Source organism: Rhodococcus sp. BL-253-APC-6A1W (assembly GCF_012843405.1).
In the GTDB taxonomy this organism is placed as follows: Bacteria; Actinomycetota; Actinomycetes; order Mycobacteriales; family Mycobacteriaceae; genus Rhodococcus.
In genome coordinates, this window is the sequence record NZ_JABAFB010000001.1 from 380262 (window position 1) to 404409 (window position 24148).

The 24148-nt window shown below is 68.1% G+C and carries 23 protein-coding genes and 1 pseudogene; 14 read left to right on the top strand and 10 right to left on the bottom strand.

Features of this window, described 5'->3' with window-relative positions; genetic code table 11:
- Nucleotides 1-3: 3 nt before the first annotated feature.
- Complete coding sequence (locus tag HF877_RS01675) at nt 4-756, bottom strand: DUF2993 domain-containing protein (RefSeq protein WP_169619362.1); 753 nt, start codon at nt 754-756, stop codon at nt 4-6.
- Between the two features lie 103 nt (nt 757-859).
- On the opposite strand from HF877_RS01675, the gene HF877_RS01680 reads away from it, so the two are divergent.
- Complete coding sequence (locus tag HF877_RS01680) at nt 860-1477, top strand: type IV toxin-antitoxin system AbiEi family antitoxin (protein ID WP_169619364.1); 618 nt, start codon at nt 860-862, stop codon at nt 1475-1477.
- A gap of 16 nt (nt 1478-1493) precedes the next feature.
- On the opposite strand, the gene HF877_RS01685 is transcribed toward HF877_RS01680, so the two are convergent.
- The 3 genes from HF877_RS01685 to HF877_RS01695 are packed head-to-tail and all read right to left on the bottom strand — an operon-like array spanning nt 1494 to nt 3353.
- On the bottom strand, nt 1494-2282 hold the full coding sequence (locus HF877_RS01685) for a class I SAM-dependent methyltransferase (protein WP_169619366.1): 789 nt from the start codon (nt 2280-2282) through the stop codon (nt 1494-1496).
- 7 nt (nt 2283-2289) lie between these two features.
- The gene (locus HF877_RS01690; RefSeq protein WP_169619368.1) at nt 2290-2790 is read right to left on the bottom strand and encodes a DUF2505 domain-containing protein; all 501 of its coding nucleotides are present in this window, start codon (nt 2788-2790) and stop codon (nt 2290-2292) included.
- A gap of 53 nt (nt 2791-2843) precedes the next feature.
- On the bottom strand, nt 2844-3353 hold the full coding sequence (locus HF877_RS01695) for a DUF2505 domain-containing protein (RefSeq protein ID WP_169619370.1): 510 nt from the start codon (nt 3351-3353) through the stop codon (nt 2844-2846).
- A 71-nt stretch (nt 3354-3424) separates the two neighbouring features.
- Here HF877_RS01695 and HF877_RS01700 point away from each other — a divergent pair, with 71 nt between their 5' ends.
- The gene (locus HF877_RS01700; protein ID WP_169619611.1) at nt 3425-4471 is read left to right on the top strand and encodes a UDP-N-acetylmuramate dehydrogenase; all 1047 of its coding nucleotides are present in this window, start codon (nt 3425-3427) and stop codon (nt 4469-4471) included.
- A gap of 20 nt (nt 4472-4491) precedes the next feature.
- Here the strand turns inward: HF877_RS01700 and HF877_RS01705 are convergent, their stop codons facing one another.
- Nucleotides 4492-5241: an SDR family NAD(P)-dependent oxidoreductase gene (locus HF877_RS01705; RefSeq protein WP_169619372.1), complete on the bottom strand. Its 750-nt coding sequence runs from the start codon at nt 5239-5241 to the stop codon at nt 4492-4494.
- A gap of 78 nt (nt 5242-5319) precedes the next feature.
- Nucleotides 5320-6057: an N-acetyltransferase gene (locus tag HF877_RS01710; protein WP_169619375.1), complete on the bottom strand. Its 738-nt coding sequence runs from the start codon at nt 6055-6057 to the stop codon at nt 5320-5322.
- 345 nt (nt 6058-6402) lie between these two features.
- Between HF877_RS01710 and HF877_RS01715 the strand changes: the two genes are divergently transcribed.
- Nucleotides 6403-7713, top strand: a complete 1311-nt coding sequence (locus HF877_RS01715; RefSeq protein ID WP_169619377.1) for an ROK family protein — start codon at nt 6403-6405, stop codon at nt 7711-7713.
- 26 nt (nt 7714-7739) lie between these two features.
- Here the strand turns inward: HF877_RS01715 and HF877_RS01720 are convergent, their stop codons facing one another.
- Complete coding sequence (locus tag HF877_RS01720; RefSeq protein ID WP_169619378.1) at nt 7740-8810, bottom strand: tocopherol cyclase family protein; 1071 nt, start codon at nt 8808-8810, stop codon at nt 7740-7742.
- Between the two features lie 36 nt (nt 8811-8846).
- Nucleotides 8847-9620 carry a PIG-L family deacetylase gene (locus HF877_RS01725; protein WP_169619380.1) on the bottom strand — a complete coding sequence of 258 codons (774 nt, stop codon included), beginning with the start codon at nt 9618-9620 and terminating at the stop codon, nt 8847-8849.
- Between the two features lie 127 nt (nt 9621-9747).
- Here HF877_RS01725 and HF877_RS01730 point away from each other — a divergent pair, with 127 nt between their 5' ends.
- The 6 genes and pseudogenes from HF877_RS01730 (at nt 9748) to HF877_RS01755 (ending at nt 16229) form a co-directional block, all read left to right on the top strand.
- Complete coding sequence (locus HF877_RS01730; RefSeq protein WP_240951929.1) at nt 9748-10929, top strand: MFS transporter; 1182 nt, start codon at nt 9748-9750, stop codon at nt 10927-10929.
- Nucleotides 10930-10934: 5 nt separating this feature from the next.
- Nucleotides 10935-11765, top strand: coding sequence for an alpha/beta hydrolase (locus HF877_RS01735; RefSeq protein ID WP_169619384.1), 831 nt, complete (start codon nt 10935-10937; stop codon nt 11763-11765).
- 82 nt (nt 11766-11847) lie between these two features.
- The gene (gene mshA, locus HF877_RS01740; RefSeq protein WP_169619386.1) at nt 11848-13182 is read left to right on the top strand and encodes a D-inositol-3-phosphate glycosyltransferase; all 1335 of its coding nucleotides are present in this window, start codon (nt 11848-11850) and stop codon (nt 13180-13182) included.
- The gene (locus HF877_RS01745; protein ID WP_169619388.1) at nt 13179-13709 is read left to right on the top strand and encodes a YbjN domain-containing protein; all 531 of its coding nucleotides are present in this window, start codon (nt 13179-13181) and stop codon (nt 13707-13709) included. The genes mshA and HF877_RS01745 overlap by 4 nt, the downstream gene beginning before the upstream one ends.
- 395 nt (nt 13710-14104) lie before the next feature.
- Nucleotides 14105-14431: pseudogene (locus tag HF877_RS01750) on the top strand (transglycosylase family protein); the annotation flags it as partial.
- Between the two features lie 211 nt (nt 14432-14642).
- Nucleotides 14643-16229 carry a 4-coumarate--CoA ligase family protein gene (locus HF877_RS01755; RefSeq protein ID WP_169619392.1) on the top strand — a complete coding sequence of 529 codons (1587 nt, stop codon included), beginning with the start codon at nt 14643-14645 and terminating at the stop codon, nt 16227-16229.
- A 76-nt stretch (nt 16230-16305) separates the two neighbouring features.
- Here the strand turns inward: HF877_RS01755 and HF877_RS01760 are convergent, their stop codons facing one another.
- Nucleotides 16306-18111 carry an FAD-dependent oxidoreductase gene (locus tag HF877_RS01760; protein WP_169619394.1) on the bottom strand — a complete coding sequence of 602 codons (1806 nt, stop codon included), beginning with the start codon at nt 18109-18111 and terminating at the stop codon, nt 16306-16308.
- Between the two features lie 141 nt (nt 18112-18252).
- Here HF877_RS01760 and HF877_RS01765 point away from each other — a divergent pair, with 141 nt between their 5' ends.
- The 3 genes from HF877_RS01765 (at nt 18253) to HF877_RS01775 (ending at nt 21082) form a co-directional block, all read left to right on the top strand.
- Nucleotides 18253-19002 carry a phosphoglyceromutase gene (locus tag HF877_RS01765; protein WP_169619396.1) on the top strand — a complete coding sequence of 250 codons (750 nt, stop codon included), beginning with the start codon at nt 18253-18255 and terminating at the stop codon, nt 19000-19002.
- Nucleotides 19003-19155: 153 nt separating this feature from the next.
- On the top strand, nt 19156-20334 hold the full coding sequence (locus HF877_RS01770) for an ATP-binding protein (RefSeq protein ID WP_169619398.1): 1179 nt from the start codon (nt 19156-19158) through the stop codon (nt 20332-20334).
- Nucleotides 20335-20392: 58 nt separating this feature from the next.
- Complete coding sequence (locus HF877_RS01775) at nt 20393-21082, top strand: response regulator transcription factor (RefSeq protein WP_169619400.1); 690 nt, start codon at nt 20393-20395, stop codon at nt 21080-21082.
- Nucleotides 21083-21100: 18 nt separating this feature from the next.
- Here the strand turns inward: HF877_RS01775 and HF877_RS01780 are convergent, their stop codons facing one another.
- On the bottom strand, nt 21101-21901 hold the full coding sequence (locus HF877_RS01780; RefSeq protein WP_169619612.1) for a hypothetical protein: 801 nt from the start codon (nt 21899-21901) through the stop codon (nt 21101-21103).
- Nucleotides 21902-21946: 45 nt separating this feature from the next.
- Between HF877_RS01780 and HF877_RS01785 the strand changes: the two genes are divergently transcribed.
- On the top strand, nt 21947-22900 hold the full coding sequence (locus tag HF877_RS01785) for a Ppx/GppA phosphatase family protein (RefSeq protein WP_169619402.1): 954 nt from the start codon (nt 21947-21949) through the stop codon (nt 22898-22900).
- The gene (locus HF877_RS01790; RefSeq protein WP_169619404.1) at nt 22897-24147 is read left to right on the top strand and encodes a hypothetical protein; all 1251 of its coding nucleotides are present in this window, start codon (nt 22897-22899) and stop codon (nt 24145-24147) included. The genes HF877_RS01785 and HF877_RS01790 overlap by 4 nt, the downstream gene beginning before the upstream one ends.
- Nucleotide 24148: the final 1 nt, after the last annotated feature.

Consider the following 24148-nt stretch of genomic DNA (forward strand, 5'->3'; position numbering starts at 1 on the left):
CTGTCACACGAGCACGCCGCACGAACCCTGGTCCTGCTGCTGCTGTGCTCCTTCCGGGTTCTCCGGGAGCACGTAACTGCCGCCCTCGAGGGTGAGTTCGACGCCGGCGTCGGTGACGGACACGGCGGTCGCCTTCATCCCGAGCGGGTACTGCTGCAGCCCCGAGGTCAGGATCTCCACGATCCCGTCCACGAGCGAGGTCGGCAACCCGAAGCCGAGAACCGAGGCGTCGACCGTCTGGACGGCGACCGCTCCGTCGGTCACGGTGGGCCGCACCGTGAATTCGGCGAGACCGTCCCCGCCGACGACGAACGTCAGCGTCCCGGCGGCGGGATCGGCGGTGACATCGCTGACCAGTCCGCCCACCGACTGCGCTTGCACGGTCGCGAGGATGCCGCTGGTGGGCCAGGTGACCTCGGCGCTGGAGCTTCCGATGGTGCCGGCACCCTCCGCGGAGTCTCGCAGGTCCACGTTCCGGACGACCGCGTGCACCTGCATCTCCTCGGCGGGGCCGAACGCGGTGTCGTCGCTGTCGAGGGTGACGGACGGAACCTGCTTGTCGACGAGCTGCAACAGGACAGGTTTCCAGCTCAGGTCCACATCCACACCGGTACCGAGTTCACTCTCGAACGACTGAGCCAGGCAGGTCGTGGCGCGATTGCGGACGTAGACCTCGGCGCCCACGAGTACCGCGACGAGGGCGGCGACGAGAACGACGGCGATCGTGACGAGTCGGGTGCGGTTCCTTTGCGTCATGGTCGAGATTGTTCAGCACAAGTCTGAGGAAGCTATGAGCACACGCACACTCGTTGGCCCGAATCTGTGAGCTACACCACAGGAGTTCGGTAGGCTGGCGGCCATGACAGGGTGGGCGGATTCAGAGAGCGGCGCATCCGGGCAGGTCGATCCCGACAGCCTGTTGCGGCAGCTCGCCGTGGCTCAGGCCGGGTATTTCACCGCGCGTCAGGCTACCGGGAACGGTATCGGTACCGACGGCTTCCGGCCCCGCATCGAAGCGGGTCTGTGGATCCGGATCGACACCGACCTGTTTCGGATGAGCGACAGTCCGCAGACGAAGTTCGACGAATTCGCACGGTGGTGTGCCTGGTACGAAGGCGCCGCGGTCGTCTCACACCAGAGCGCCGCCGACCTGCACGGCATGGGGCACCTGCAGCCGCGCTTCCTGCACCTGTCCACGCTGGATCAGCGCACGGTCCCGAGCAACCGGCTGGCGCTGCACCATCGGGTGCTGTCGGACCGGGACTGCGAAGTCGTCGGATGTTTCCGTGTCACGACGCCCGCGCGGACCGCTGTGGACCTCGCGGCCGGCGGAGTGTCGCAGGAGGTGCTCGACGAACTCGTGGGAGACGCGATCACACTCGGGCGTGTCGACTCCGACGAACTGCACGCCGCGGTCGCAGGGGAGCCCGCCACCGTGGCCGATCGCATCGCACTCGCATTGCTGTCCGCCGGCTGACCGGCAGCAGTCTCGCTTACACCGGGGCCATCGCGGGGGCGACGACACTCCACGGCACCGACAGCACACAATCGCGCATGCGACGGCGCTGCGCCTGCACCGGCACCCCTTGCTCGCGGAGATGCTCGAGCGTCGCGCGCCACCGAACCCGAGGACCGAAGGATGCGTACGGAGCGGCCGTGGCCCATGCCCGATCCGCTGCCTGCAACAACTCGTGGATGCCTTCACCCTGGATGTTCCGGTGAATCAAGGCCTTCGGGAGTCGTTCGGCGACATCCGACGGCGTGGACACATGGAAGGGACTCCATGCCAGGGTCAGCGAGAGCGGACCGTCCTCGTCGAGCAGGACCCACGCGCAACGGCGGCCGAGCTCGTCGCAGGTTCCGTCGATGAGCAGCCCGCCGGGGGCAAGTCCGGCTCGTAACTGTGCCCAGGCCGAATCCACCGCATCTTCCGGATACTGCCGAAGCACGTTGAATGCGCGCACGAGGTTCGGGCGTAGTCCCGCGAGTTCGAACCCGCCACGCGCGAACTCCACCCCGTCGCGCCCCGGTACCACCCGGTCGGGATCGATTTCGAGGCCCACCATGCGCACATCGGGGCGCACCGTCCGGAGACGGGCCGCGAACTCCAGCGTGGTGACCGGCATCGCGCCGTAACCCAGATCGACCACCAGGGGATGGGCTGCCTCCGCGAGCGCGCCCACAACGGTGGGGTCGTGCATCGCCCAGCGGTCGCTGCGCCGCAATCTGTTGATCCCGGTGGTGCCGCGAGTGACGACACCGACCGGGCGCTGTTCGCGCACCCCCGGGCTACTGCCGGCCGAGCCAGTCGGTGGTGATCGCCGCTTCGACGGCGAACACCTCGACGAGATTGGTCAAGATCAGGTCTTCGAGTTTTCCGCCGACGAGCGGCAGATGGACTTTTGCTTCGGACGTGGTGCGCAGGGTGGTCCCGTCCTCGTGACCGAAGAGGTCCATCGTGCCGGTCAGCCGCCCGGGGCCGGCCGGCACGGACGCTTCGTAGCGTCCCGAAGAGCGCTCGCCGAACGGGCCGTAGCTTTCCGTCCGGGTGATCACCATGTCTTTTTTCATGACGGTCCGGGCAAGATCGGGAAGGTCGGCACGCGGGATGACATGGTGCAGCACGACGTGGATGCCGCTCTCGGAAACCGTGAATTCCTCGACGTGATTCTCGGAGTATTTGCGCATCTCGCGGGTGCGCGCTTCCCAGTGGTCGCGGTCGGCGAGCGCCCCGTAGACCCGCTCCGGTGGATACGGGAAGCGGGCAGAGTAGTCGATACGCCGGGACACGGCAGGTCAGGGTACCGCCCGGCCCAGGCTACGACGAAATCGTGGTCGGACCGTCAGGCAGAGCGGTCGCCTTCGAGCCACGACGCGGTGAAGGTCTGTTCCGCGGTGAACAGGCCGACGAGTTCGTCGACGATGAGACCTTCGATCTTGGAGCCCAGGAAAGGGATCTTCACCTCGACCCGGCCCTCGATCACGACCATCGACTCGTTGCCGTCGCCCTGGAGGGTGAAGGTGCCCTCCACGTGTCCGGGCATGCCGTCGACCCGTGCGGAGAACGTGCCCTGCGCGCGGTCACCGGTGAGCGGACCCCACGACTCCTGGCGGTGGATCACGAGGTCGCCCGGCCGGATGCTCGTCACGACGCTCGGCAGTTGTTCGGCCGGAATGGCCTGCTGCAGCGTGAGGTCGATGGTGCCGTCGCCGGTCTCGACCGACTCCACTGCTGCGCCGGGCCCGCCCACCTCCGTCAATCGGGTGTGCCAGTACTGCGGGTCGACGAACGCCGCGTGCACCGCTGCCGGCGAGAACGAGTAGGTCACAGAGTGGTCGATAGGGCTGCCCATGCGGGGCACGCTACCGTTTGCAGGTGCTCGATCCACGACTCAGGGCACGGCTCGCCGACGCGGGGGCCGTGATTTCCGAACATGTACCGCTGTCCACCCTGACGACGCTGCGTCTCGGAGGGCCCGCAGAATACCTCGTCGAATGCACCTCCACCGACGTGCTGGTGGAGGTGATCCGCCTCCTCGACGAGCAGAAGGTGCCTGTTCTGCTGCTTGCCGGCGGCTCCAACCTGGTGATCGGTGACGACGGCTTCGACGGTGTCGTGGTGCGCATCGCGACCGGCGAGATCACCGTGACCGAGTCGGTGGTGCGCGCGGAGGCCGGGGCTGTATGGGACGCCGTGGTCGAGGCGGCCGTGACCGCCGGAGTGGGCGGGCTCGAGTGCCTGTCGGGGATTCCCGGATCCGCCGGTGCGACACCGGTGCAGAACGTCGGTGCCTACGGCGTGGAGGTCGGGTCGCTCCTGCGTCGGGTGCGGCTGCTCGACCGTCGCACGGGTGAGACCGGGTGGGTCGAGCCCGCCGCTCTGGGACTCGGCTACCGGACGAGCATTCTCAAGCACTCGGACCACGCCGTCGTCCTGGAAATCGAACTCGATGTGCGCGCCGACGGGATGAGTGCACCGCTCGGGTACCGCGAACTCTCGGTCGCGCTCGGCGCGGAGCAAGGTGAACGCAGACCCACGGCACAGGTCCGCGACCACGTGCTGGGGTTGCGGCGCGGCAAGGGCATGGTGCTCGATCCGGCCGACCACGACACGTGGAGTGCCGGGTCGTTCTTCACCAATCCGGTCGTGCCGGACGAGCGCCTCGGCGGAGTGCTCGAGGCAATCGCTTCTCGCGTCGGACCGGACGTTCGTATTCCGCAGTACCCCGCGGACGGGGGCACGAAGCTGTCGGCGGCGTGGCTCATCGAGCGCGCGGGATTCGCGAAGGGATTTCCCGGGCCGGAGGCGCCCGCGAGCTTGTCCACGAAACACACTCTCGCACTGACCAATCGGGGTGACGCGACGACCGCGGATCTCCTAGCGCTCGCGCGGCAGATCCGGGATCGCGTCGAGGACGTGTTCGGAGTGCGCCTGCACCCCGAACCCGTCACCGTCGGCTGTGAGATCTGAAGCGGACTCGGTCCGCCGGACTACTCCGTGGTGCGGTGAAAACGTCCTGCGCTCGCCTGGTCACGTGGCTTGACGACGATCTGATCGAGATTGACGTGCGACGGCCGTGACGCCACGAAGCCGATGATCTCGGCGATGTCCTGAGCGACGAGGGGGGTGATCCCCTCGTACACCTTGTCGGCACGCTCCTGGTCGCCCTCGAAGCGCACCAAGGAGAACTCCGTCTCGACGGCGCCGGGCGCGATCTCGGTCAGGCGCACGGGCAAGCCGAGCAGTTCGCCGCGCAGCGTCCGGTGCAGTACGGCCTGGGCGTGTTTCGCGGTGGTGTACCCCGAGCCGTTGTCGTACGCCTCCAGCGCCGCAACCGAGGTGATGGTGACGATGAGCCCGTCGCCGGAGGCGATGAGCTTGGGGATGAGCGCCTTGGTGACCCGCAGCGTGCCGAGGACGTTGGTCTCCCACATCCAGCGCCAGTCGTCCTCGTCGGCTTCGGCGACCGTCGCGAGTCCCTTCGCGCCGCCCGCGTTGTTGATCAGGACGTCGACACGGGGAATGACGGTCGTGAAGGCATCGACGGAATCCTCGTCGGTGACGTCCAGTTCGAGTGCGGTGCCACCGATTTCGTCGGCGAGTCGCTCGAGCCGGTCGAGTCGGCGTGCTCCGACCACGACGTGGAACCCCTGGGCGGCGAGGGTGCGGGCGGTGGCCTCGCCGATGCCGGACGATGCTCCGGTGACGACGGCGATGCGGGAATCGGGGGAGATGGTCATGGCTCCGATCGTAATGTTGTGCACCCCGCAGGGTCCCCGGACGGGGACGCCGCCTCGGCAACGACCTGAACCGACCGCTCAGGCACCCGTGCGGTGCCGCACCCAGACGTTCGGCTCGACGTAGACCGCCGTGCCGTTCTCGACGTCGCAGTAGACGGGCGTGAGCGCGCCCGGCACCTCCACCGGGCAGGTCCGGTCGAAGGCGAGGCCCGTCCAGGCACGCCACTCCTCGAGCGTCCCTGGGATCACCATCGAGCGCGACGCCACTTGGTCGATCCTGCCTCCGGCGCGCACGTGCACCCGTAGCCACGGGTCGGCGGGCAGTCCGTCGGCGCGTACGGCCGCGGCGTGCTCGGTCATCGGCTGGTGCGGGTCGGTCTTGCCGCTGGGCCGTACCGGTGCCACCAGCTCGGCGTACCCGAGGCGGCGGGCGTTGTCGCGCAGCGCTGCCAGCACCTGGGAGGAGAGGCCGTGGCCCTGCATGTCCGGCCGGACCGCGATCTCGACAGCGGAGACGGCGTTCGGCTCACGGCCGCCGGGCAGCCGGCCCGCCAGGCCGCGGCGGACCACCCCATCCCAGCCGTCGGCCGGGAGATCACCACCGTCGAGGTGGAAGGGCACTGAGAACGCCTTGGCGACGACATCGCCGGTCTCGTCGAAGCAGACGAGCACGTGCTCGGCGAACAGGTCGAGCGCCGCGTAGTAGCCGTTGCCGATCGGGTCGTGGAGCATGAACTCGGGCCACGAACTCGGCATCGCCCACATGGCCTCCTCCAGCGAAGGTTCATCGGCCAGGACGACGCAGCGCAAGTTCACGAAACCATCATGCCCTCGAGCTGCTGGAGGGTGGCACCGACCCCCTGGCCTGCCGCGCAACTGGACACAGGTTCGTTCTGGTTATAAGTTCGACCCCATGTCGGTCGGCCCTACCTCCACTCCGCGCGTCACATACGTGACCGCCGCGTTGGGATCACGGCTGCCTCTGGCGCGCGAACTCTGTTGTCGCTGCTGCGGAAAGTAACTCCGCGCCGATCCTGATCCCGTTCTCACGGATCTCTTCACCGGACGTGGCCACACGTCGTCGGTATTCGGTGCGTCGACCTTCGTCTTTCGCCCTTCCCGGATGCCGATCACGCCCGGGGCCAGCAGCAAGGAACAGCAGTGAGCGCTCCCACTCTCTCCCCGTCCGCACTTCTCTCTCCGCGCCCGTCCGCACCACGTAGCGGTTCGCGCACCGTCGCACCGGCCCGCAGCCGCACTACGATTCGCACCTCGCAGCAGGTCAGGATCGTTCCACCCGATCTCAAGATCGCCGACGGTACGGGCGCCTCGGTCTTCCGGGTCGCCGCCCAGCGCGGCCCGATCTCCCGCGACATCATCGCGAAGGTCACCGGGTCGAGCATCGCCACCGTCAACCGCCAGGTCTCGGCGCTCCTCGCCGCGGGCCTGCTGCGCGAACGCGCCGACCTCGTCGAGTCCGGTGCGATCGGCCGCCCCCGGGTGCCGGTCGAGGTCGATCACGAGCGGTATCTCACCGTCGGCATCCACATCGGTGCCGTGACCACGGGCATCGTCGCGAGCGATCTGCGCGGGCGCATCATCGGGGCCGTCGAGGTGCCGACCCCGACCGTTGACCAGAGCCTCGCGCTCGCGTCGATCACCGCCAGCGCCAGAGCTTTTGCGGCCCGCTGGCACCGTCGGACGCCCCTGTGGGTCGGCGTCGCGCTGGGAGGCCGCGTCGATTCGGTGACCGGGCTCGCCGACCACCCTCGCCTGGGATGGTCCGGTGCGCGGGTCGGTGCGGTTGTCGGGGGTGGGTTCGGTCTGCCGGTGTCCGTCGCCGCACACGTCGAGGCGATGGCGGCCTCGGAACTTCTTCTGACCCGCGACCGCGACGCCGCCGACCTCAAGGGCACGAGCCTGTACTTCTACGCACGGGAAACGGCCGGCGTCGCCCTCACTTTCGACGGCAAGGTGCACACGCCGGCCGGTGGGCCCGGGTCGATATCGCACTTGCCCACCGGCTCGTCCGCGTCGTGCGCCTGCGGTGCCACCGGCTGCCTCGAGGCGACGGTGAGCGACCACGCGGTCGCACAACGGGCGCGCGCCGACGGGATTCTCGGCGACGGCGACGAGACGACCGTCCAGGCCGTGTATCGCCTCGCGCGGGCAGGGTCGGCGCCCGCCCACGATCTGCTCGTCGAGCGGGCCACCGTCCTCGGGCGCACCGTCGGGATGCTCCGGGATCTGTTCAACCCGGACCGCGTGATCCTCGGTGGTCAGGCGTTCACCGAGTACCCGGCCGCGGTGCCGCACGTCGCCGATGCATTCGCTCGGTCGTCGACCCTGCCCCGCAAGGACATCCGCATCACGGGGTTCGGAAACCGGGTGCAGGCGCACGCAGCCGGGGTGGTGTCGCTGAGTTCGCTGTACTCCGACCCGCTCGCCGCCATGCGACGAGCGGCGGGGTAACCCGAACCCGGTTCGCACACGGCCCGTCAGAGCAAGGGGGGTCCGTCCGTGGCGGCGGAGTCCGCTCCCCGCCGGTCCAGTTCGGCTCGGGCCCGGTCGAGACCGCCGTGCTCGAGTGCGGCAAGCCGAGACTCGCCGGACCATACCGTCTTCCCGCGCTCACGCACGGTGACACTCATCGATCCCGCGAGATGTTCGATCGCCCCGGGTACGTTGCGCCGCTCGGCGGGCAGCGGAACCGGGAGTACGTGGGCCGATCCGATGGATGAGGTCGCCTCGATCTCGATACTCCACCGGCGGTTCCGTCCCTGTAGCGACCAGGTCTCGTCCGTGACGGTGGCCCGCACGGGCGAGGTCACGGGATTGCCCAGTCGCACCACCGGTCCGCCCGGCAGCGCCACGACGACGGCGGTCACCTCGGTACGCAGGGGGCCGGAGTGCACCTGACCGCCGGCGAACGCCACACACGCCTCGGGATCGGTGAATCCCTGCGCCTGTCCCCACCACCACGATTCGGGGAAACCGCCTTTACCCCAGTTCTTTTCGCCGTAGACCTGTGCGCCGTCGAGGTCCCACTTCTCGTCCCCGAGTACCGCGTACCCTTCGGCGCGGGCCCCGAGAAGCCACGGATGCCAATACTGATTCAATGCCGGAACCGTCTGGAACACGCTCGACCCGCCGAATCGGCGCCGGGGCCAGGGGAGGGTGGGGACGATCCGGACGTCGAGTCGACCGTCCTCACCGAGGTCCATCAGGACACGGTCGGGGTCACCACGGAATGCCGATCCTGCTGTCGCTCCCAGTTGCGCCACGTCCGCTGCCGCTTCGGGATGCGTAGTCGTACGCAGGAATCCGTTGGGATGCGCGGCGAGACCCAGAGTTGCCCAATGCCCGTCGTCGGAGCGGTTGACGCCGCACAGTGCGATGATCACCCGCCCGGTGTCGGGCTGTGTGAACCGCCAGAAGTAGCCCTCCATCGCGACGCCGTGCGCGACGAGCGGGTTGCCGAACGGAAGATCTGCGCCGGTCGCACGATAGCGCTCGAGCAGCGACCTGTTGTTGCTCTCACGCGTCGCTCGGCGTCCTCGATGCTCCATCGGTTCTCCTTCTCGTCGGTACGGCACGTCGTATCTCTAGAGTGGAAGCGAAGTTTCGTGGAGACCGGGCGGAGCCCCCCGCAGCCGGAACCATTCGGTGCCGAACGCGGCCCTCAACTCTTCGTCGCTCATACCCAGCATGGGGCCGAAATCGCCGATCTGCGACTCGTGTGCGTGCATCGCCGCACGTTTGGCGGCGATCGCTGCGGACACGTCGACCGCGGTGGTCAGTTCACTCTCCGGCAGGCCGAATGCGTCGAGGTCCGGCGGCCGCGCGCCCTCCGCCATGTCGGGGATCGCCGCGAACAGCCGCTTCAGGTGGTCACGGTTCATGGAGGACTCGTACACGGCGTGATGCCCGGTCTGTGCCTCCGCCCGGACACCGACGCGGTGCACCTGAATGTGATCGGGGTGCCCGTACCCCCCGTTCGGGTCGTAGATCGTCACCACGTCGGCACGCTCCTCCTCGATCACGGCTGCGAGGCGCGCCGCCGCCTCCTCGACGTCGACGCGAGCGAACGCGCCGGGGGCATCGTTGGCCGGTGTGCCCGCCATCCCCGAGTCCGCGTACCCGAAAGTGACCAGCCGCGACACTCCGAGGGCCTCGGCGGAACGTTCGACTTCGCGGATCCGTCGGTCGGCGAGGCTCTCTCCCGGGGCGAGCAGCCCGTCCGGGTGCTCGCCTTGTGCACCGTCGGTGGCAACGACGAGTACGACCCGGTGCCCCGCGTCGGCCGCCCGCCGCATCGCACCGCCTGTGGTGAACACCTCGTCGTCGGGGTGCGCGTGAAAGCATAAGAGGACGCCCATACCGTGAATGCTGGCACGGATAACTGTTCCGTGGGGTTACCCGGGCCGGAAGCGACCCGGGACGGCGAGGGCCGGGCATATCGACATCCCATCAGAGAAGAGAACGAGAGCACACGTGTCACAGAGGCTGGGCGGCTCGTACCGCGAGTTGTTCACCGCGCCGGGATCGGTGGCGTTCTGCGCGGCCGGATTCGTGGCGCGGTTGCCGATCGCAATGGTCGGAATCGGAATCGTCACCATGTTCTCGCAGCTGCGAGGCAATTACGGACTCGGCGGCGCGTTGTCCGCGGTGTTCGCCTTGTCGTACGCGTTGTTCACACCGCTGGTGTCGCGGGCCGTGGACCGGCACGGGCAACGCCGGGTACTGCCCGCTGCCGCGGTCGTCAGCGCCACGGCGATCGTCGCAATGCTCGCGGGCGTGCGCCTCGAGGCTCCCGTCGCGTTGCTGTTCGTGTGTGCGCTCCCCGCCGGTCTGATGCCTACGATCGGCGCGATGGTCCGCGCACGATGGACCGAGTTGTACGGCGGTACGGCCCGGCTCCGGACGGCGTTCGCGCTGGAAGCGGTGATCGACGAGGTGTGTTTCATCGTCGGCCCGGTGCTGTCGGTGGGGCTCGGAGTGGCGGTGTTTCCCGAAGCCGGCCCGCTGCTCGCCGCGATCCTGCTGCTCGTCGGAACCTTCACCCTCGCGGGGCTGCGAAAGACCGAACCGCCCGTGCATCGGCACCGCTCGGACACGCCCGGCGTCAAGCTGCTCCGCTTGCCCGCGTTGCTGGCGATCATCGCGATGATGGTCGCGATCGGTGTGGTCTTCGCTGTGATCGACGTCGTTGCGGTCGCGTTCACCGCCGAGCGGGACGCGCCCGGCGCCGCGACCTTCGTGATCGCGCTGTTCGCGACGGGCTCGGCCCTGAGCGGCCTGGTGTTCGGGTCGCGGGTGGCGCATTCCGCGCCGGCACGGCAGTTGCTCATCGCGACGGCGGCGCTGTCCGTCCTGCTGTGGCCGCTGCTGCTCGCCGGCACGGTTCCCGTCCTCGCGGTGCTCTATCTGATGGCGGGCTGCGCGATCTCGCCGGCCATGATCGTCGCCACCTCCCTGACTCAGCAGATCGTGCCCGCGCGTCAGCTCACGGAGAGCATCACGTGGACCGTCGCGGGCCTCGGCGTCGGTGTGGCCCTGGGGTCGGCGGCAGTCGGCCAGGTCATCGATCACGTCGGCGTCACCGCGGGGTTCGGAGTCGGTATCGCCGCAGGTCTGGTCGCTGTGGCCTGCGCCACGGGGATCCATCTGCGGTCCCGGATACAGTGACGCGCATGACAGTCCGCGAAGTCCTCAGCGCCGACGGCACCCCACTCGTGTACCGCGCGTTCGGCCCCGCCGATGCGCCACCGCTCGTGCTCCTGCACGGCTGGGCGCAGTCCTCGACATGCTGGGGCGACGGCGTCCTCGACGCGCTCGCCCGGAACTTCCGGGTGATCGCCGTGGACCTTCGCGGCCACGGATACTCGGGGGCACCCGAGCGCGGTTACGACGACAGCAAGGCCTGGGCCGGAGACGTCGATGCTGTGTTCGCCGCGGAGGGCGTGTCCGAGCGCAACCCCGCCCTCCTGCTCGGCTGGTCCTACGGCGGCCTCGTGATCTGCGACTATCTCGCTGCGCACGGTTCCGCCGCCGTCGCCGCCGTCATCCTGGTCGGCGCGGTCACGAGCCTCGGCCGCGGCGAGAAGGGCGGGCGGGTCGGCCCCTCGATGCGTGCCGCGATCCCGGGTGCGATGTCGGAGGACCCGCGCGACGCAGTGAGCGCGCTGGGCTCGTTCGGGAACGCCCTGACCGGTGCGGCCGAAGGCACGGGAGTCGCGTCGCAAGCCCTGCTCGGCGCGAGTCTGAGTACCCCGCCGCGCGTTCGCTCCGCGCTGTTCGCCCGGACCGTGAGCAACGACGACCTGCTGTCGGACCTCGAGGTGCCGGTGCTCGTGCTCCACGGTTCGGACGACTCGGTGGTCGACGTCTCGGCCGCGCACCACGTCGCCTCGCTGGTGCCGCGCGGGACCACCTCCATCTGGGACGGAGTCGGCCACGGACCGTTCGTCGAGGATCCGGACCGGTTCGTCGACGAGGTGACGCGGTTCGCGCAGTCCCGATAGCGGCAGTGCCCGGAGGGGCGCCGACGGCGCTCGTGCACGAGGTCGCTGCTCGCGTCGATCTGCCGCAGGGCAGTATGGAGGGGTGACCTCCCAGCCCAGCCGTCCGCAACGCGTGGCCGTGATCTCGGTTCACACCTCCCCGCTGGCGCAGCCCGGCACAGGGGACGCGGGAGGCATGAACGTATACGTCTTGCAGACCGCGATCCAGCTCGCACGTCGCGGTATCGAGGTGGAGATCTTCACCCGGGCCACGTCGTCGTCGGTTCCTGCCGTGCAGCAGGCCGCGCCCGGCGTCCTGGTCCGCAACATCGCGGCGGGGCCGTTCGAGGGCCTCGACAAACACGACCTGCCCACCCAGCTGTGCGCGTTCGCGGCGGGAGTGCTCCGCGAGGAAGCGCGTCACCCGCAGGGGTACTACGACCTGGTCCACTCTCACTACTGGCTCTCCGGTCAGGTGGGCTGGCTCGCGCGCGACCGGTGGGGCGTGCCGCTGGTCCACACCGCGCACACCCTGGCAGCGGTCAAGAATGCGTCGCTCGCCGCCGGCGACAGCCCGGAGCCCGCCGCCCGCCAGATCGGCGAACAACAGGTCGTCGCCGAAGCCGACCGCATGGTCGCGAACACCGCCGACGAAGCGGCCCAGCTCGTGCGGATCTACGGGGCCGACCCGTCGCGCATCGACGTGGTGGCTCCGGGGGCCGACCTGTCGCGCTACCGCCCCGGCGACCGCGACGCGGCGCGTGCGGAACTCGGGCTCGATCCCCGTGAGACCGTCGTGACCTTCGTCGGACGCATCCAGCCGCTCAAGGCGCCGGATGTGCTTCTTCGGGCGGCCGCGCGTGCCGTCGCCGACGCCCCGGATCTTCCGCTGAGGGTGCTCGTCGTCGGCGGACCGTCCGGTACCGGGCTGGAACGTCCTGATGCGCTGATCGAGCTGGCCTCCGAACTGGGCATCGCCTCGCGTGTCACCTTTCTGCCACCCCAGCCGGCCGACCGCCTCGCGCAGGTATACCGCGCGTCCGATCTCGTTGCGGTGCCGAGCTATTCGGAATCTTTCGGTCTCGTGGCCATCGAAGCGCAGGCATGCGGCGTTCCGGTGCTCGCGGCGAACGTGGGCGGACTCGGCGTCGCGGTCCGCGACGGGCAGACCGGTGTGCTCGTCGACGGGCACCGCACCGACGACTGGGCGGCGGCCCTACGGTCGCTCGTGAGCGACCCCGGGCGGTTGCGAACTCTCGCGGCCGCAGCGCCGAAGCATGCCGAGGGCTTTTCCTGGGAACACACGGCAGAAGGATTGATCGACAGCTACCGGAAGGCAGGCATGAGACGAAACCGGGCGTTCGGGACGAGCGAGCACGCACTGCGACGGCAGCGCGGGCTGTGGAAGTTGCGGCGCACCGGGGGAGTCAAGGCATGACCGAGCAGTTGATCGAACGCATCGAATCCACCTTGCGGGACCGGGAAATCGAGTTCTCCCGGAAAGAAGGTGGTCACGTCGTCGTCGACCTGCCGGGCGAGAACAAACTCAAGACCACGGTTCTGCTGTCGGCGGGCAACCACGGTGTGCGCGTCGAGGCGTTCGTCTGCCGCAAGCCCGACGAGAACTTCGAAGAAGTCTTCCGGTATCTGCTGCGCCGGAACCGCCGCCTCTACGGGGTGGCGTACACGCTCGACAAAGCGGGCGACATCTACCTCGTCGGGCGGATCGCCGAGCACGCCGTGACCCCCGAGGAACTCGACGCGGTACTCGGCCAGGTCCTCGAAGCCGCGGATTACGACTTCAACATCATCGTGGGTCTCGGTTTCGTCTCGTCGATCAAGCGGGAGTGGGAGTGGCGCGTCTCGCGCGGTGAACCGTTGCGCAATCTGGAGCCGTTCCGGCACCTGATCGAGGAGCAGACCGGTACTCCTTTCGACCCCGCATCGCGCAACAACGAGGCCTGAACCGACTCCACCGAGCCGTGATCCGCGCCCGATTTGCGAGGCATGCGGTAGTCCTTTATGTGACGCTGCTCACATAACGGCGGCGTGAACCCGATTCCTCGGGCCGCGCATTTTCCGCTCGACCTGGGAAGTTACCTTCCTGTGTCCGAATTTCCTGAACGTCCGTGCAAGAAAACTGCGACGTGACCGCTCCGTGATGAGCGCTTACCGTCGTTGTAGGCCCGAAATCAACGGGCGTTACGCACCGGCCCCGCCGCAGCTTTCTGCCCCGCGGGTTGTTCGGATTCACAAGCTCAGGGCAGAGCGAGACACGCGATCACCGGAGCGGCACCGACCGACCGGATTGCCCGGCATATGCCGTCTCGCGAGCAACGCCACGAGAGGATTCATTTCACATGGCAAAGTTCGACATCAAGCGCACCCTCGGTACCGTTGCTGCCACCGCAGCACTCGTCGCCACCCCCTTCGCCTTGGGTACCGGAACGGCGAACGCAGCCTCCGGTAACTGGGATGCCGTCGCGCAGTGCGAGAGCGGCGGAAACTGGGCGATCAACACCGGAAACGGCTACTACGGCGGTCTGCAGTTCTCGCAGAGCACCTGGGAGGCCTACGGCGGTACGGGCTACGCGCACAACGCGTCTCGTGAGGAGCAGATCCGGATCGCGGAGAACGTGCTCGCGGGCCAGGGTCCGGGCGCATGGCCGGTCTGCGGCCAGTACCTCTGATCCTCGGGTCGAGAGCGCACAACCCAGCTTGTGACGAGCCCTGCACGCGAAATAGTTCGCGTGCAGGGCTTTTCGTCCTTTTTCAGGCTCGGTCTCTTCCGGTGATCAGGGGCACGATTCTGCTGTGAGGTCTCTCACAGTCGTGCGGTATCGTTGCCCCGACGGTACGGCACCTGCGTGCCCTCGAGATCCGCTCGGAGGAGAACACATGAGTTTCCGCAGCCCTTTTCCCGACGTCGAGATACCCGACCTCAGCGTCTACGACTTCCTCTTCGGGTCCATCGACGAGGCCGATCTCGATCGGCCCGCGCTGATCGACGGCCCGTCCGGGGACGTGACCGACTATCGCACCCTCATCGGCCAGGTCGACGGGATCGCCGGTGCGCTCGCCGCCCGGGGTATCGCGGTCGGAGACGTCGTGGGCCTGCTCTCACCCAACGTTCCGGCGTTTGCCTCCGTATTCCACGGCATCCTGCGTGCCGGTGCCACCGCCACTACGATCAACGCGCTGTACACCGCCGCGGACATCGTCAAGCAACTCGAAGACTCCGAGGCCAAGGCTCTCGTGACGGTCTCGCCGCTCCTGCCGCAGGCAGCGGAAGCGGCGAAGGCTGTGGGAATCCCCGACGACATGCTCATCGTTCTCGATGGCGCAGAGGGTCATCCGTCGCTCAGGGACCTGCTCGCCGAGCGCGCTGCGGCTCCCGACGTGAGCTTCGATCCGGCGACGCATCTTGCTGTGCTGCCGTATTCCTCCGGCACCACCGGCCGCCCCAAGGGCGTCATGCTGACACACCGCAACCTGGTCGCCAATGTGTGCCAGATCAATCCGCGCATGGGGATCGGACCGCAGGACAGGGTGCTGGCGGTGCTGCCGTTCTTCCATATCTACGGCATGACTGTGCTCCTCAATGCGGCCTTGTCGAATCGGGCAGCGCTGGTGACGATGCCGAAATTCGACCTGGTCGAGTTCCTCGGTCTCATCGCCGACCGCAAATGCACCTACGTGTTCATCGCCCCGCCGGTCGCGGTGGCGCTCGCGAAGCATCCGCTGGTGGACCAGTACGACCTCTCGAGTATCCACACCGTGTTCTCCGGCGCGGCGCCGCTCGACAAGGCGCTGGGCGGTGCGGTCGCGGCGCGGCTCGGCTGCAACGTCCGGCAGGGTTACGGAATGTCCGAGATGAGTCCGGTGTCGCACGCAATCCCGTTCTCGGACAACGAGACCGAACTGGATTCTGTCGGGCCGGCGGTCGCCAACATGGAATGCAAGATCGTCGATCCCGTGACCGGTGAGGAAGTCGAGTACCCCACCGGCGAAGGAGTCTCCGAGCCTGGCGAACTGTGGTGCAAGGGCCCCAACATCATGGCCGGATACCTGAAGAACGACGAGGCGACCGCCGAGACTCTCGATGCGGACGGGTACCTGCACACCGGGGACATCGCGACCGTGGATGCGCAGGGGGCCGTCAGGATCGTCGATCGGCTGAAAGAACTCATCAAGTACAAGGGCTATCAGGTGCCGCCCGCCGAACTCGAGGCGTTGCTGCTGACCCATCCGCAGATCGCGGATGCTGCCGTGATCGGTGTCACCGACGACGAGGGCGAAGAGATTCCGAAGGCGTTCGTTGTGCGGCAGCCCGATTCGTCTCTCACGGAGCAGGACGTGATCGAGTTCGTCGCCGAGCGCGTGTCTCCGCACAAGAAGGTCCGGCAGGTGCAGTTCATCGACGTGGTGCCGAAATCTGCCGCGGGCAAGATTCTCCGTAAGGATCTGCGCGTCCCGTCCGCGTAGGAACCGGAACGGGACAGGGTCCGGACGCGCGTGCGACCCCTCGTCGCTGCGTCCGGGCCCTGTCCGGGGACCTTCGTCACCCTGCGAGGATGTGCGGCAACCCGGCGTGAAAGCGGTCCGCATCGACGCGACGGAACGGCTCGAGTTCCGGAGGTTCGTGCAGGCGGTGCATGGCGGGCGGTTGCGCCGTGGATCCCGAGGCGACGAGCAGGGCCGAGACGGCGGCACGCGCGGACTCGTTCGCTGATTCCATGGTGGCCAGGTCGATGTCCGTCCGCACGTAGTCGCCGGCGAGGAACAGGTTGGGAATCGCCGTGTGGGCGTCCGGCCTGTTCTTCCACGAGCCGGCGGTGTTGATGAGCAACGGCGTGTCGTTGGTGTTGTGTCCGCTCGCGGCGTTCCAGTGGACCCCCGGATCGAGGAACCACGAGACGAGGTCGTCGTCGCGCAGCACGGGTTCGCCGACATCGTTGAGGCAGCGCTGCATCTGCACCCACGTCTCGCGGGCGATCTCGTCGGGGGTGCACTCCTTGGCGGTTTTCCCGTAGAGGATTCCGGGAGTGTCCCAGTCGGAGATGTCGACGGACAGGCAGTCGTGGGCGCTCCCGTCGCCGTACCGCGCGGCGAAATCCCCTCGCCAGAACTGTGCCTGGCTGATCGAGGTGAGTGCCCACGGGGTGCCGAGATAGGCCACGTGTCCCTGCGCGATTCGGGTGGGTGCACGCAGGAAGTACTGGATACCGACCATCCAGTCCGTCGTGAGGTTGCGCATGAGTTCGAGCCGGGGATCGGCGTCGAGGACGGCCGGAGACCACAGCGGCACCGCGCGCTCGACGGGCATCGCCGCGACGAACCAGTCGGCGTCGGCAACGGCACGATTCCCCGAGGAGTGCGCAACCCGGGCCGCGGTGACCCTGCCGCCCGCGAGGTCGAACTGATCTGCACGCCAGCCCATTTCGAATTTCACCCCGCGCTCGCGCAGGAGCGCTGCCCACGGGTCGATCCAGGCTTCGTTCGTCGGTGCAGAGAGCAGGCGGTCGAGGTGCCCGTAAGACGGTACGGTCCCCAGCGCGTTCCAGACGAACGCCTGGCCCATGATGCCGATCGTGCGGGTCGACACCGTCTGCGGACGGGCCGCGACGAGTTGCCGCGTCAGCGCGGAGACGAGGATGTCGCGGTAGCCCTGCGACTTGCCGTCTGCTTCCAGGGTCTGCGACCACGTCTGGTGTTCCCACTCGTCGTTGCGGCGTTCGAGGCAACTGGTCAGGAACATCACCAGTTTGCGTGCGAACACCGCGAGTTCGTGTGGGGGGATGGCACCGCCGAGGGAGAACGCGGCACCGAGCGACTGCTGCAGTGAGTCGAGATCGTAGACGTCGAGTCGCAGCGGGCTGATCGAAGCCGGTGCGGTGAGGTCCGGGCCTCCGGGCATCGACATCCGGAAGGCCGGGCCCGACACCAGGTTGTCGAACACTCCGTTCGGGTTGCCGGGAAACGGGATTCGCCGCATCGTCTCCGGGATGTGCTGATAGAAGCCGGGGAAGAACCGGAACCCGTGCTCTCCCGGTAAGTCGAGGCGGCCGCCACTGCCGGTGCCGGGGGACGGGATGCTGCGTGCCTTGCCGCCGAGTGCCGTCGGCTCGTAGACGGTGACGTCGAATCCGCGCTCGACGAGTTCGTGGGCGGCCGTGAGTCCGGCCATTCCGCCGCCGAGGATCGCGACGCGACGGCCGGTCGAATGGACCGCGGGCGCCCTCCGCACCGGGTGGGGCGCCCCCGCCCCCGGCGGACCGGCCCCGGCAGCGGGTGGCAGCGCGGCGGCGGCGCCGAGCGCACCCAAGGCGGTGAGGACGGAGCGACGGGACAGGCGTGCGTCGGACATGGAACCCCCCAGTTCGGCGACGACGGCGACAGCCGTGCGGTGCGTTCCCGTGACGACATTGGCAACGCACGTTGTCAAATATGGCCGATGATTGGCCCTCCCGTGGGCGAAATCGACGTCGCACCGTGTCAGGATTGGACCATGAGTATCGGAACACTGGTTCTGCTCCGCCACGGCGAGAGCGAATGGAACGCGATGAACCTCTTCACCGGCTGGGTGGACGTGCACCTCACCGACAAGGGCGTCGCCGAGGGCAAGCGTGCCGGCGCGCTGCTCGCGGAACAGGGTGTCCTGCCCGACATCGTCTACACGTCGCTGCTGCGCCGTGCGATCAGCACCGCGAACTTCGCCCTCGACGCCGCCGACCGGCACTGGATCCCCGTCGTCCGGGACTGGCGACTCAACGAGCGTCACTACGGCGCGCTGCAGGGCAAGAACAAGTCCGAGATCAAGGACGAGTTCGGTGAAGAGCAGTTCATGCTGTGGCGCCGCAGCTACGACACGCCGCCGCCGCCGATCGAGCCGGGCTCGAAGTACAGCCAGGACACCGATGTCCGGTACGCGAATCTCGACGAGGTTCCGCTGACCGAGTGCCTGAAGGACGTCGTCGAGCGGTTCATCCCGTACTGGGAGTCGACGATCTCGCAGGACCTGCTCGCCGGAAAGACGGTGCTGGTCACCGCGCACGGCAACTCGCTGCGTGCGCTCGTCAAGCACCTCGACGGTATTTCCGATCAGGACATCGCGGGCCTGAACATCCCCACCGGCATCCCGCTCCGTTACGACCTGGACGAGAACCTTCGCCCCCTCAACCCGGGCGGAACCTACCTCGACCCCGAGGCCGCCGCTGCCGGCGCCGCGGCAGTCGCCAACCAGGGCGCGAAGAAGTAGTGCCGCCGCCGTGCCCGCGCGCGACACGTCTCGTGCGGGCACGGCAAACGGTGGATGAACAACCGGACAATGCCCGCAAAAAAGGGCGTGACGTGCAGTGAACGTCATCGACCCGGTGTCGTCCGCCGTGCCGGTGTTACTACGATTCTCATCGTGAGTGTTACGCAGGCGGTCCTGCTGGCAATCGTTGCCGCGGTCCTCGGCGCCGTTCTCGCGCTGGCGGTGTCGCAATCGACCCGGCGACGCCGCGCCGCCGAGCGCGACGACGCGGGTCCCACCATGGCGGATGTTCTCGATCGCGTGGTCTACGGGTCCGCGACCGGTATCGCCGTCGTGGACAAATTCCATGACGTGATCCTGTTCAACCCCCGCGCAGAAGAGCTCGGGCTCGTGCGCAACCGTCTCGTCGAAGATCGCGCATGGGCGGTCGCCACCCGGGTCCTCCAGACGGGTGAGCCTCTCGAACTCGACCTCGGTCCCAAGACGCCCCACGGCCGCGACCACATCGCAGTGCGCTGCGTGGCACGAATACTCCTCGACGACGACCCCAGGTTCGTCGTCCTCTACGCATACGACGACTCCGAGCACGTGCGTATGGAAGCAACCCGCCGAGACTTCGTCGCCAACGTGAGCCACGAGTTGAAGACGCCGGTCGGGGCGATGGGACTGCTGGCCGAGGCTCTGCTCGAATCTGCCGACGACCCGGACAGCGTCCGGCATTTCGGCCGGCGGGTGCAGAGCGAGGCTGTCCGCCTCGGCAACCTGGTCACCGAACTGATCGCCCTCTCCAATCTCCAGGGCGCCGAGAAACTCCCGGATCTCGAAGTCGTCGACGTCGACACGGTCATCGAGGAGTCCCTCGCGCGCACCCGTCTGACCGCGGAGAACGCCGACATCGAGATCACCACCGACAAGCCCTCCGGATTCGAGGTGCTCGGCGACCGGACGCTCCTCGTCACCGCGCTGACCAATCTCATCGCGAACGCGATCGCCTACTCGCCGCCGGGCTCACCCGTGTCGGTGAGCCGTTCACTGCGCGACGGGAAGGTCGCCATCGCGGTCACCGACCGCGGAATCGGCATCGAGAAGGACTACCAGGAGCGCGTGTTCGAACGATTCTTCCGCGTCGACAAGGCCCGGTCGCGCGCGACAGGCGGCACCGGTCTGGGTCTCGCGATCGTCAAGCACGTCGCCGCGAACCACAACGGCGAGATCACCCTGTGGAGCAAGCCCGGAACGGGATCGACCTTCACCCTGCTCATCCCCGCCCACGTGGAGGGGGACGTCGACGACAATTCGATGGCGGACCGTGAAAGCGGAGTCGGCCGGTGACGGACAACGCGACCCGGAGACCCGGGTGGCTCCCACGGAACGTACGGAGGACCAGGCAGTGACGCGTGTGCTGATCGTCGAGGACGAGGAATCGCTGGCGGATCCACTCGCCTTCCTGCTGCGCAAGGAAGGATTCGAGGCGACGATCGTGGGCGACGGGCCCTCCGCGCTCGCGGAGTTCGATCGCGCGGGGGCGGACATCGTCCTGCTGGATCTGATGCTGCCCGGCATGAGTGGCACGGACGTGTGCAAGCAATTGCGCAGTCGCTCCGGTGTCCCGGTGATCATGGTGACCGCTCGCGACAGCGAAATCGACAAGGTTGTCGGTCTCGAACTCGGAGCCGACGACTACGTCACCAAGCCGTACTCGGCCCGCGAGTTGATCGCCCGGATCAGAGCGGTCCTGCGGCGGGGCGCCGAGGCCGAGGTCGAGAGTGGACAACCCGACGGGGTGCTCGAGGCGGGACCGGTGCGCATGGACGTCGACCGCCACGTCGTGCAGGTCAACGGCGAGCCGATATCGTTGCCGCTCAAGGAATTCGACCTCCTCGAATACCTGTTGCGGAACTCGGGCAGAGTGCTCACCCGAGGGCAGCTCATCGACCGCGTGTGGGGCGCCGACTACGTGGGCGACACCAAGACACTCGACGTCCACGTCAAACGTCTGCGGTCGAAGATCGAAGCCGACCCTGCGCGACCCCAGCATCTGCTCACGGTTCGCGGACTCGGCTACAAGCTCGAGGAGTGACGAGCACCCCGCACGCCGTCAGGAGTGGTTGTGCGCGGCTGTCGTCGCGGGGTGGACCGCGACGAGTCCCAGACCCTGACGTCGCCGGCACAGACGTGCCAGTTCGTCGTAGACGGCCGCACCGAGGAGTTCGGTGAGCTCGGGCGCATAGGACTGCCACACCGGACGTTCGCCGACGTGGGCGTCGGGGGAGCCGGAGCAGTACCAGTCGAGGTCGTGCCCACCCTCGCCCCAGCCTCGCCGGTCGTACTCGGTGATGACCGTCCGCAGGATGTCGGTTCCGTCGGGACGCTCGATCCAGTCCTGGGTGCGCCGGATCGGGAGCTGCCAGCACACGTCCGGCTTCATCTCGAGCGGTTCGATACCGCGCCGCAGGGCCATCTTGTGCAACGCGCAGCCGACCCCGCCCTCGAACCCGGGCCGGTTGAGGAAGATGCACGCGCCCTTGTACCGGCGAGTCCGGAGCGCGGGTTCGTCCTCGAGTTCGTCCTCTTCGAGGAAGCCCTTCTTGCCGAGCCCTTTGTCCATGAACTGCCAGTCGTCGGGCGTGAGATGTTTCACTGCCTTCTCCAGCTTGACGCGGTCGTCCTCGTCGGACATGAACGCGCCGTGCGAGCAGCACCCGTCGTCCGGGCGCTCGGCGATGATGCCCTGGCAGGCAGGTGTGCCGAAGACGCACGTCCACCGGGACAGCAGCCAGGTCATGTCTGCTGCGATGAGGTGCTCGTCGTTGTCGGGGTCGTAGAACTCGACCCACTCCCGCGGGAAATCGAGGGGAACCTCCGGGGCCGGATCGAGCTTGCGTGGGGCGCCGGGCATACCTGCTGTCACAGGTCTCGACGGTAGACCCAGTAACGTGTTGATGTGCGCTTAGGGGTACTCGACGTCGGAAGCAATACCGTTCACCTACTTGTGGTGGACGCCCATCGTGGCGGCCATCCCACACCTATGAGTTCTACCAAGGCGACACTGCAGTTGTCGGAGAACATGGACGACGCAGGCGACATCACCACTCGGGGCGCCGATCGGCTGGTGGAGACGGTCGCCGAATTCGCAAGCATCGCCCGGACCTCGGGGTGCGGCGAGCTCATGGCGTTCGCCACCTCGGCGGTGCGCGACGCCGGAAACTCCGACGACGTGCTGGACCGCGTGCGCCGCGAAGCCGGGGTTTCTCTCGACGTGCTGTCGGGCGAACAAGAAGCGCGGCTGACGTTTCTCGCGGTGCGGCGCTGGTACGGGTGGAGTGCCGGCCGCATCCTGAACCTCGACATCGGCGGCGGTTCGCTCGAGTTGTCGTTCGGTGGGGACGAGGACCCGGACGTCGCGTATTCGCTCCAGATGGGCGCCGGGCGTCTCACCCGTGACTGGTTCCCCGAGGATCCGCCCGGCAAGCGGCGGATCGCCGCGCTCCGTGACTGGCTCGACGCCGAACTCGTCCAGCCCACCAAGCACCTGCGCCACGCCGGCGATCCCGACCTGTGCGTCGGCACCTCGAAGACCTTCCGGACGCTCGCGCGGCTCACCGGGGCCGCGCCGTCGTCGGCGGGTATGCGGGTGCAGCGCACACTGACCGCGAGCGGCCTCCGGCAGCTCATCGCATTCATCTCCCGGATGACCACGGCCGACCGCGCCGAACTCGAGGGTGTGAGCTCGGACCGGTCCCAGCAACTCGTCGCGGGAGCGCTGGTCGCCGAGGCGAGCATGCGCGCACTCGGCGTGGAAACATTGCAGATCTGCCCGTGGGCATTGCGCGAAGGCCTGATTCTGCGGAAGCTCGATACCGACATGGGGGGCGAACTGGTGGTGACTGCCGGATGACCGAGAATCGGAGAAACGACACGGGGCAGGTCTCCGTTGCCGAACTGCTGGCCCGTAACGGCCAGAAGGTGAACTCGCGCAGTGGTGGACGCCGTCGGCGTGGCACGAGCGGCGGAATCTCCGTCGCCGAGCTGACCGGCGAAATCCCCATCACGCGGGCCGACGACTCCGCGTCCGCCGGGACACGATCGGCCGACGCGGCACCACAGGTGCCGAAGGTCGAGCCGGTGGCGCCGTCCGTCCCCCGGGTGGAATTCGTCGTTCCCGAAACTCCGCGCGTCGAGCCCGTCGTGCCGGTCACTCCCCAGGTCGAGGTCCCCGAACTCGTCACCCCGGCACCGCCGTCGGCGACGGAGCTGACCACCGTGACCGCGCGCCCCGAATTCGGCTCGCCGACAGCAACACCCAAAAGTGGCCTCGGAGCCAAGCCCACCATCGCTTCCCGTTCGACCTCCGCTCCGCGAGGCGCGACGTCCGGCTCCCGCGGCTCGGCGCCGTCGGCAGCCGCGGTGCGGGAAGCACCGAAGGTCGAGTCGCCCACCGAAGTGATCAGGCCTGCCGCACTTCCTCGACGTGCCCGCGCACACCTGGGCATTTCGGCACCGGACACCCAGAGTGCGCCCGTGCCTACCCCGCGGGGCGGGGACGTCGCCGAGCCGCGACTGCTCTCCGGTCCCGCCAGCGACCTGCAAGGCACCGGCACCGAGGACGAGAACGACCCGACCGACACCTACGGCTTCGCCGAGCCGGTCGGGGATGCGCGGAAGGGCGCGCCTGGCTCCGCGGCCGGCGACGGTGCCGACACTCCCGCACGGGGCAAGCGTCGCCGGAAGAACACCGAGGACGTCCCCGAAAAGGCCTCCCCCCGGAAGGTCGCCCCGGCGAACCCGTCCGACGTGGACGAGCAGACGAGCGGCCGCACCTCCCGGGATGACCGGACGGACGACGCCCCACAGGACGGTGCAGACGACGAGCCCGGCGGCAGCAGCCTCAAGCAATGGGCCCTGCTGATCACCGAAAGCGTTGCCGCGGTCGCCGCAGGGGCACTGTTGTTCAAGGGTTTCGAGAAGCTCTGGGACATGATGCCGTGGGTGGCATTCGGCCTGGCGTTGCTGGTGATCGTGGGTCTCGTCGCGCTGGTGCGGATTCTGCGCCGCACCGACGACATCGCCAGCCAGCTCATCGCTCTGGCGGTCGGCGTGTTCGTTGCGTTCGGACCCCTCCTGTTCCTGATGCCCAACGGGTGAT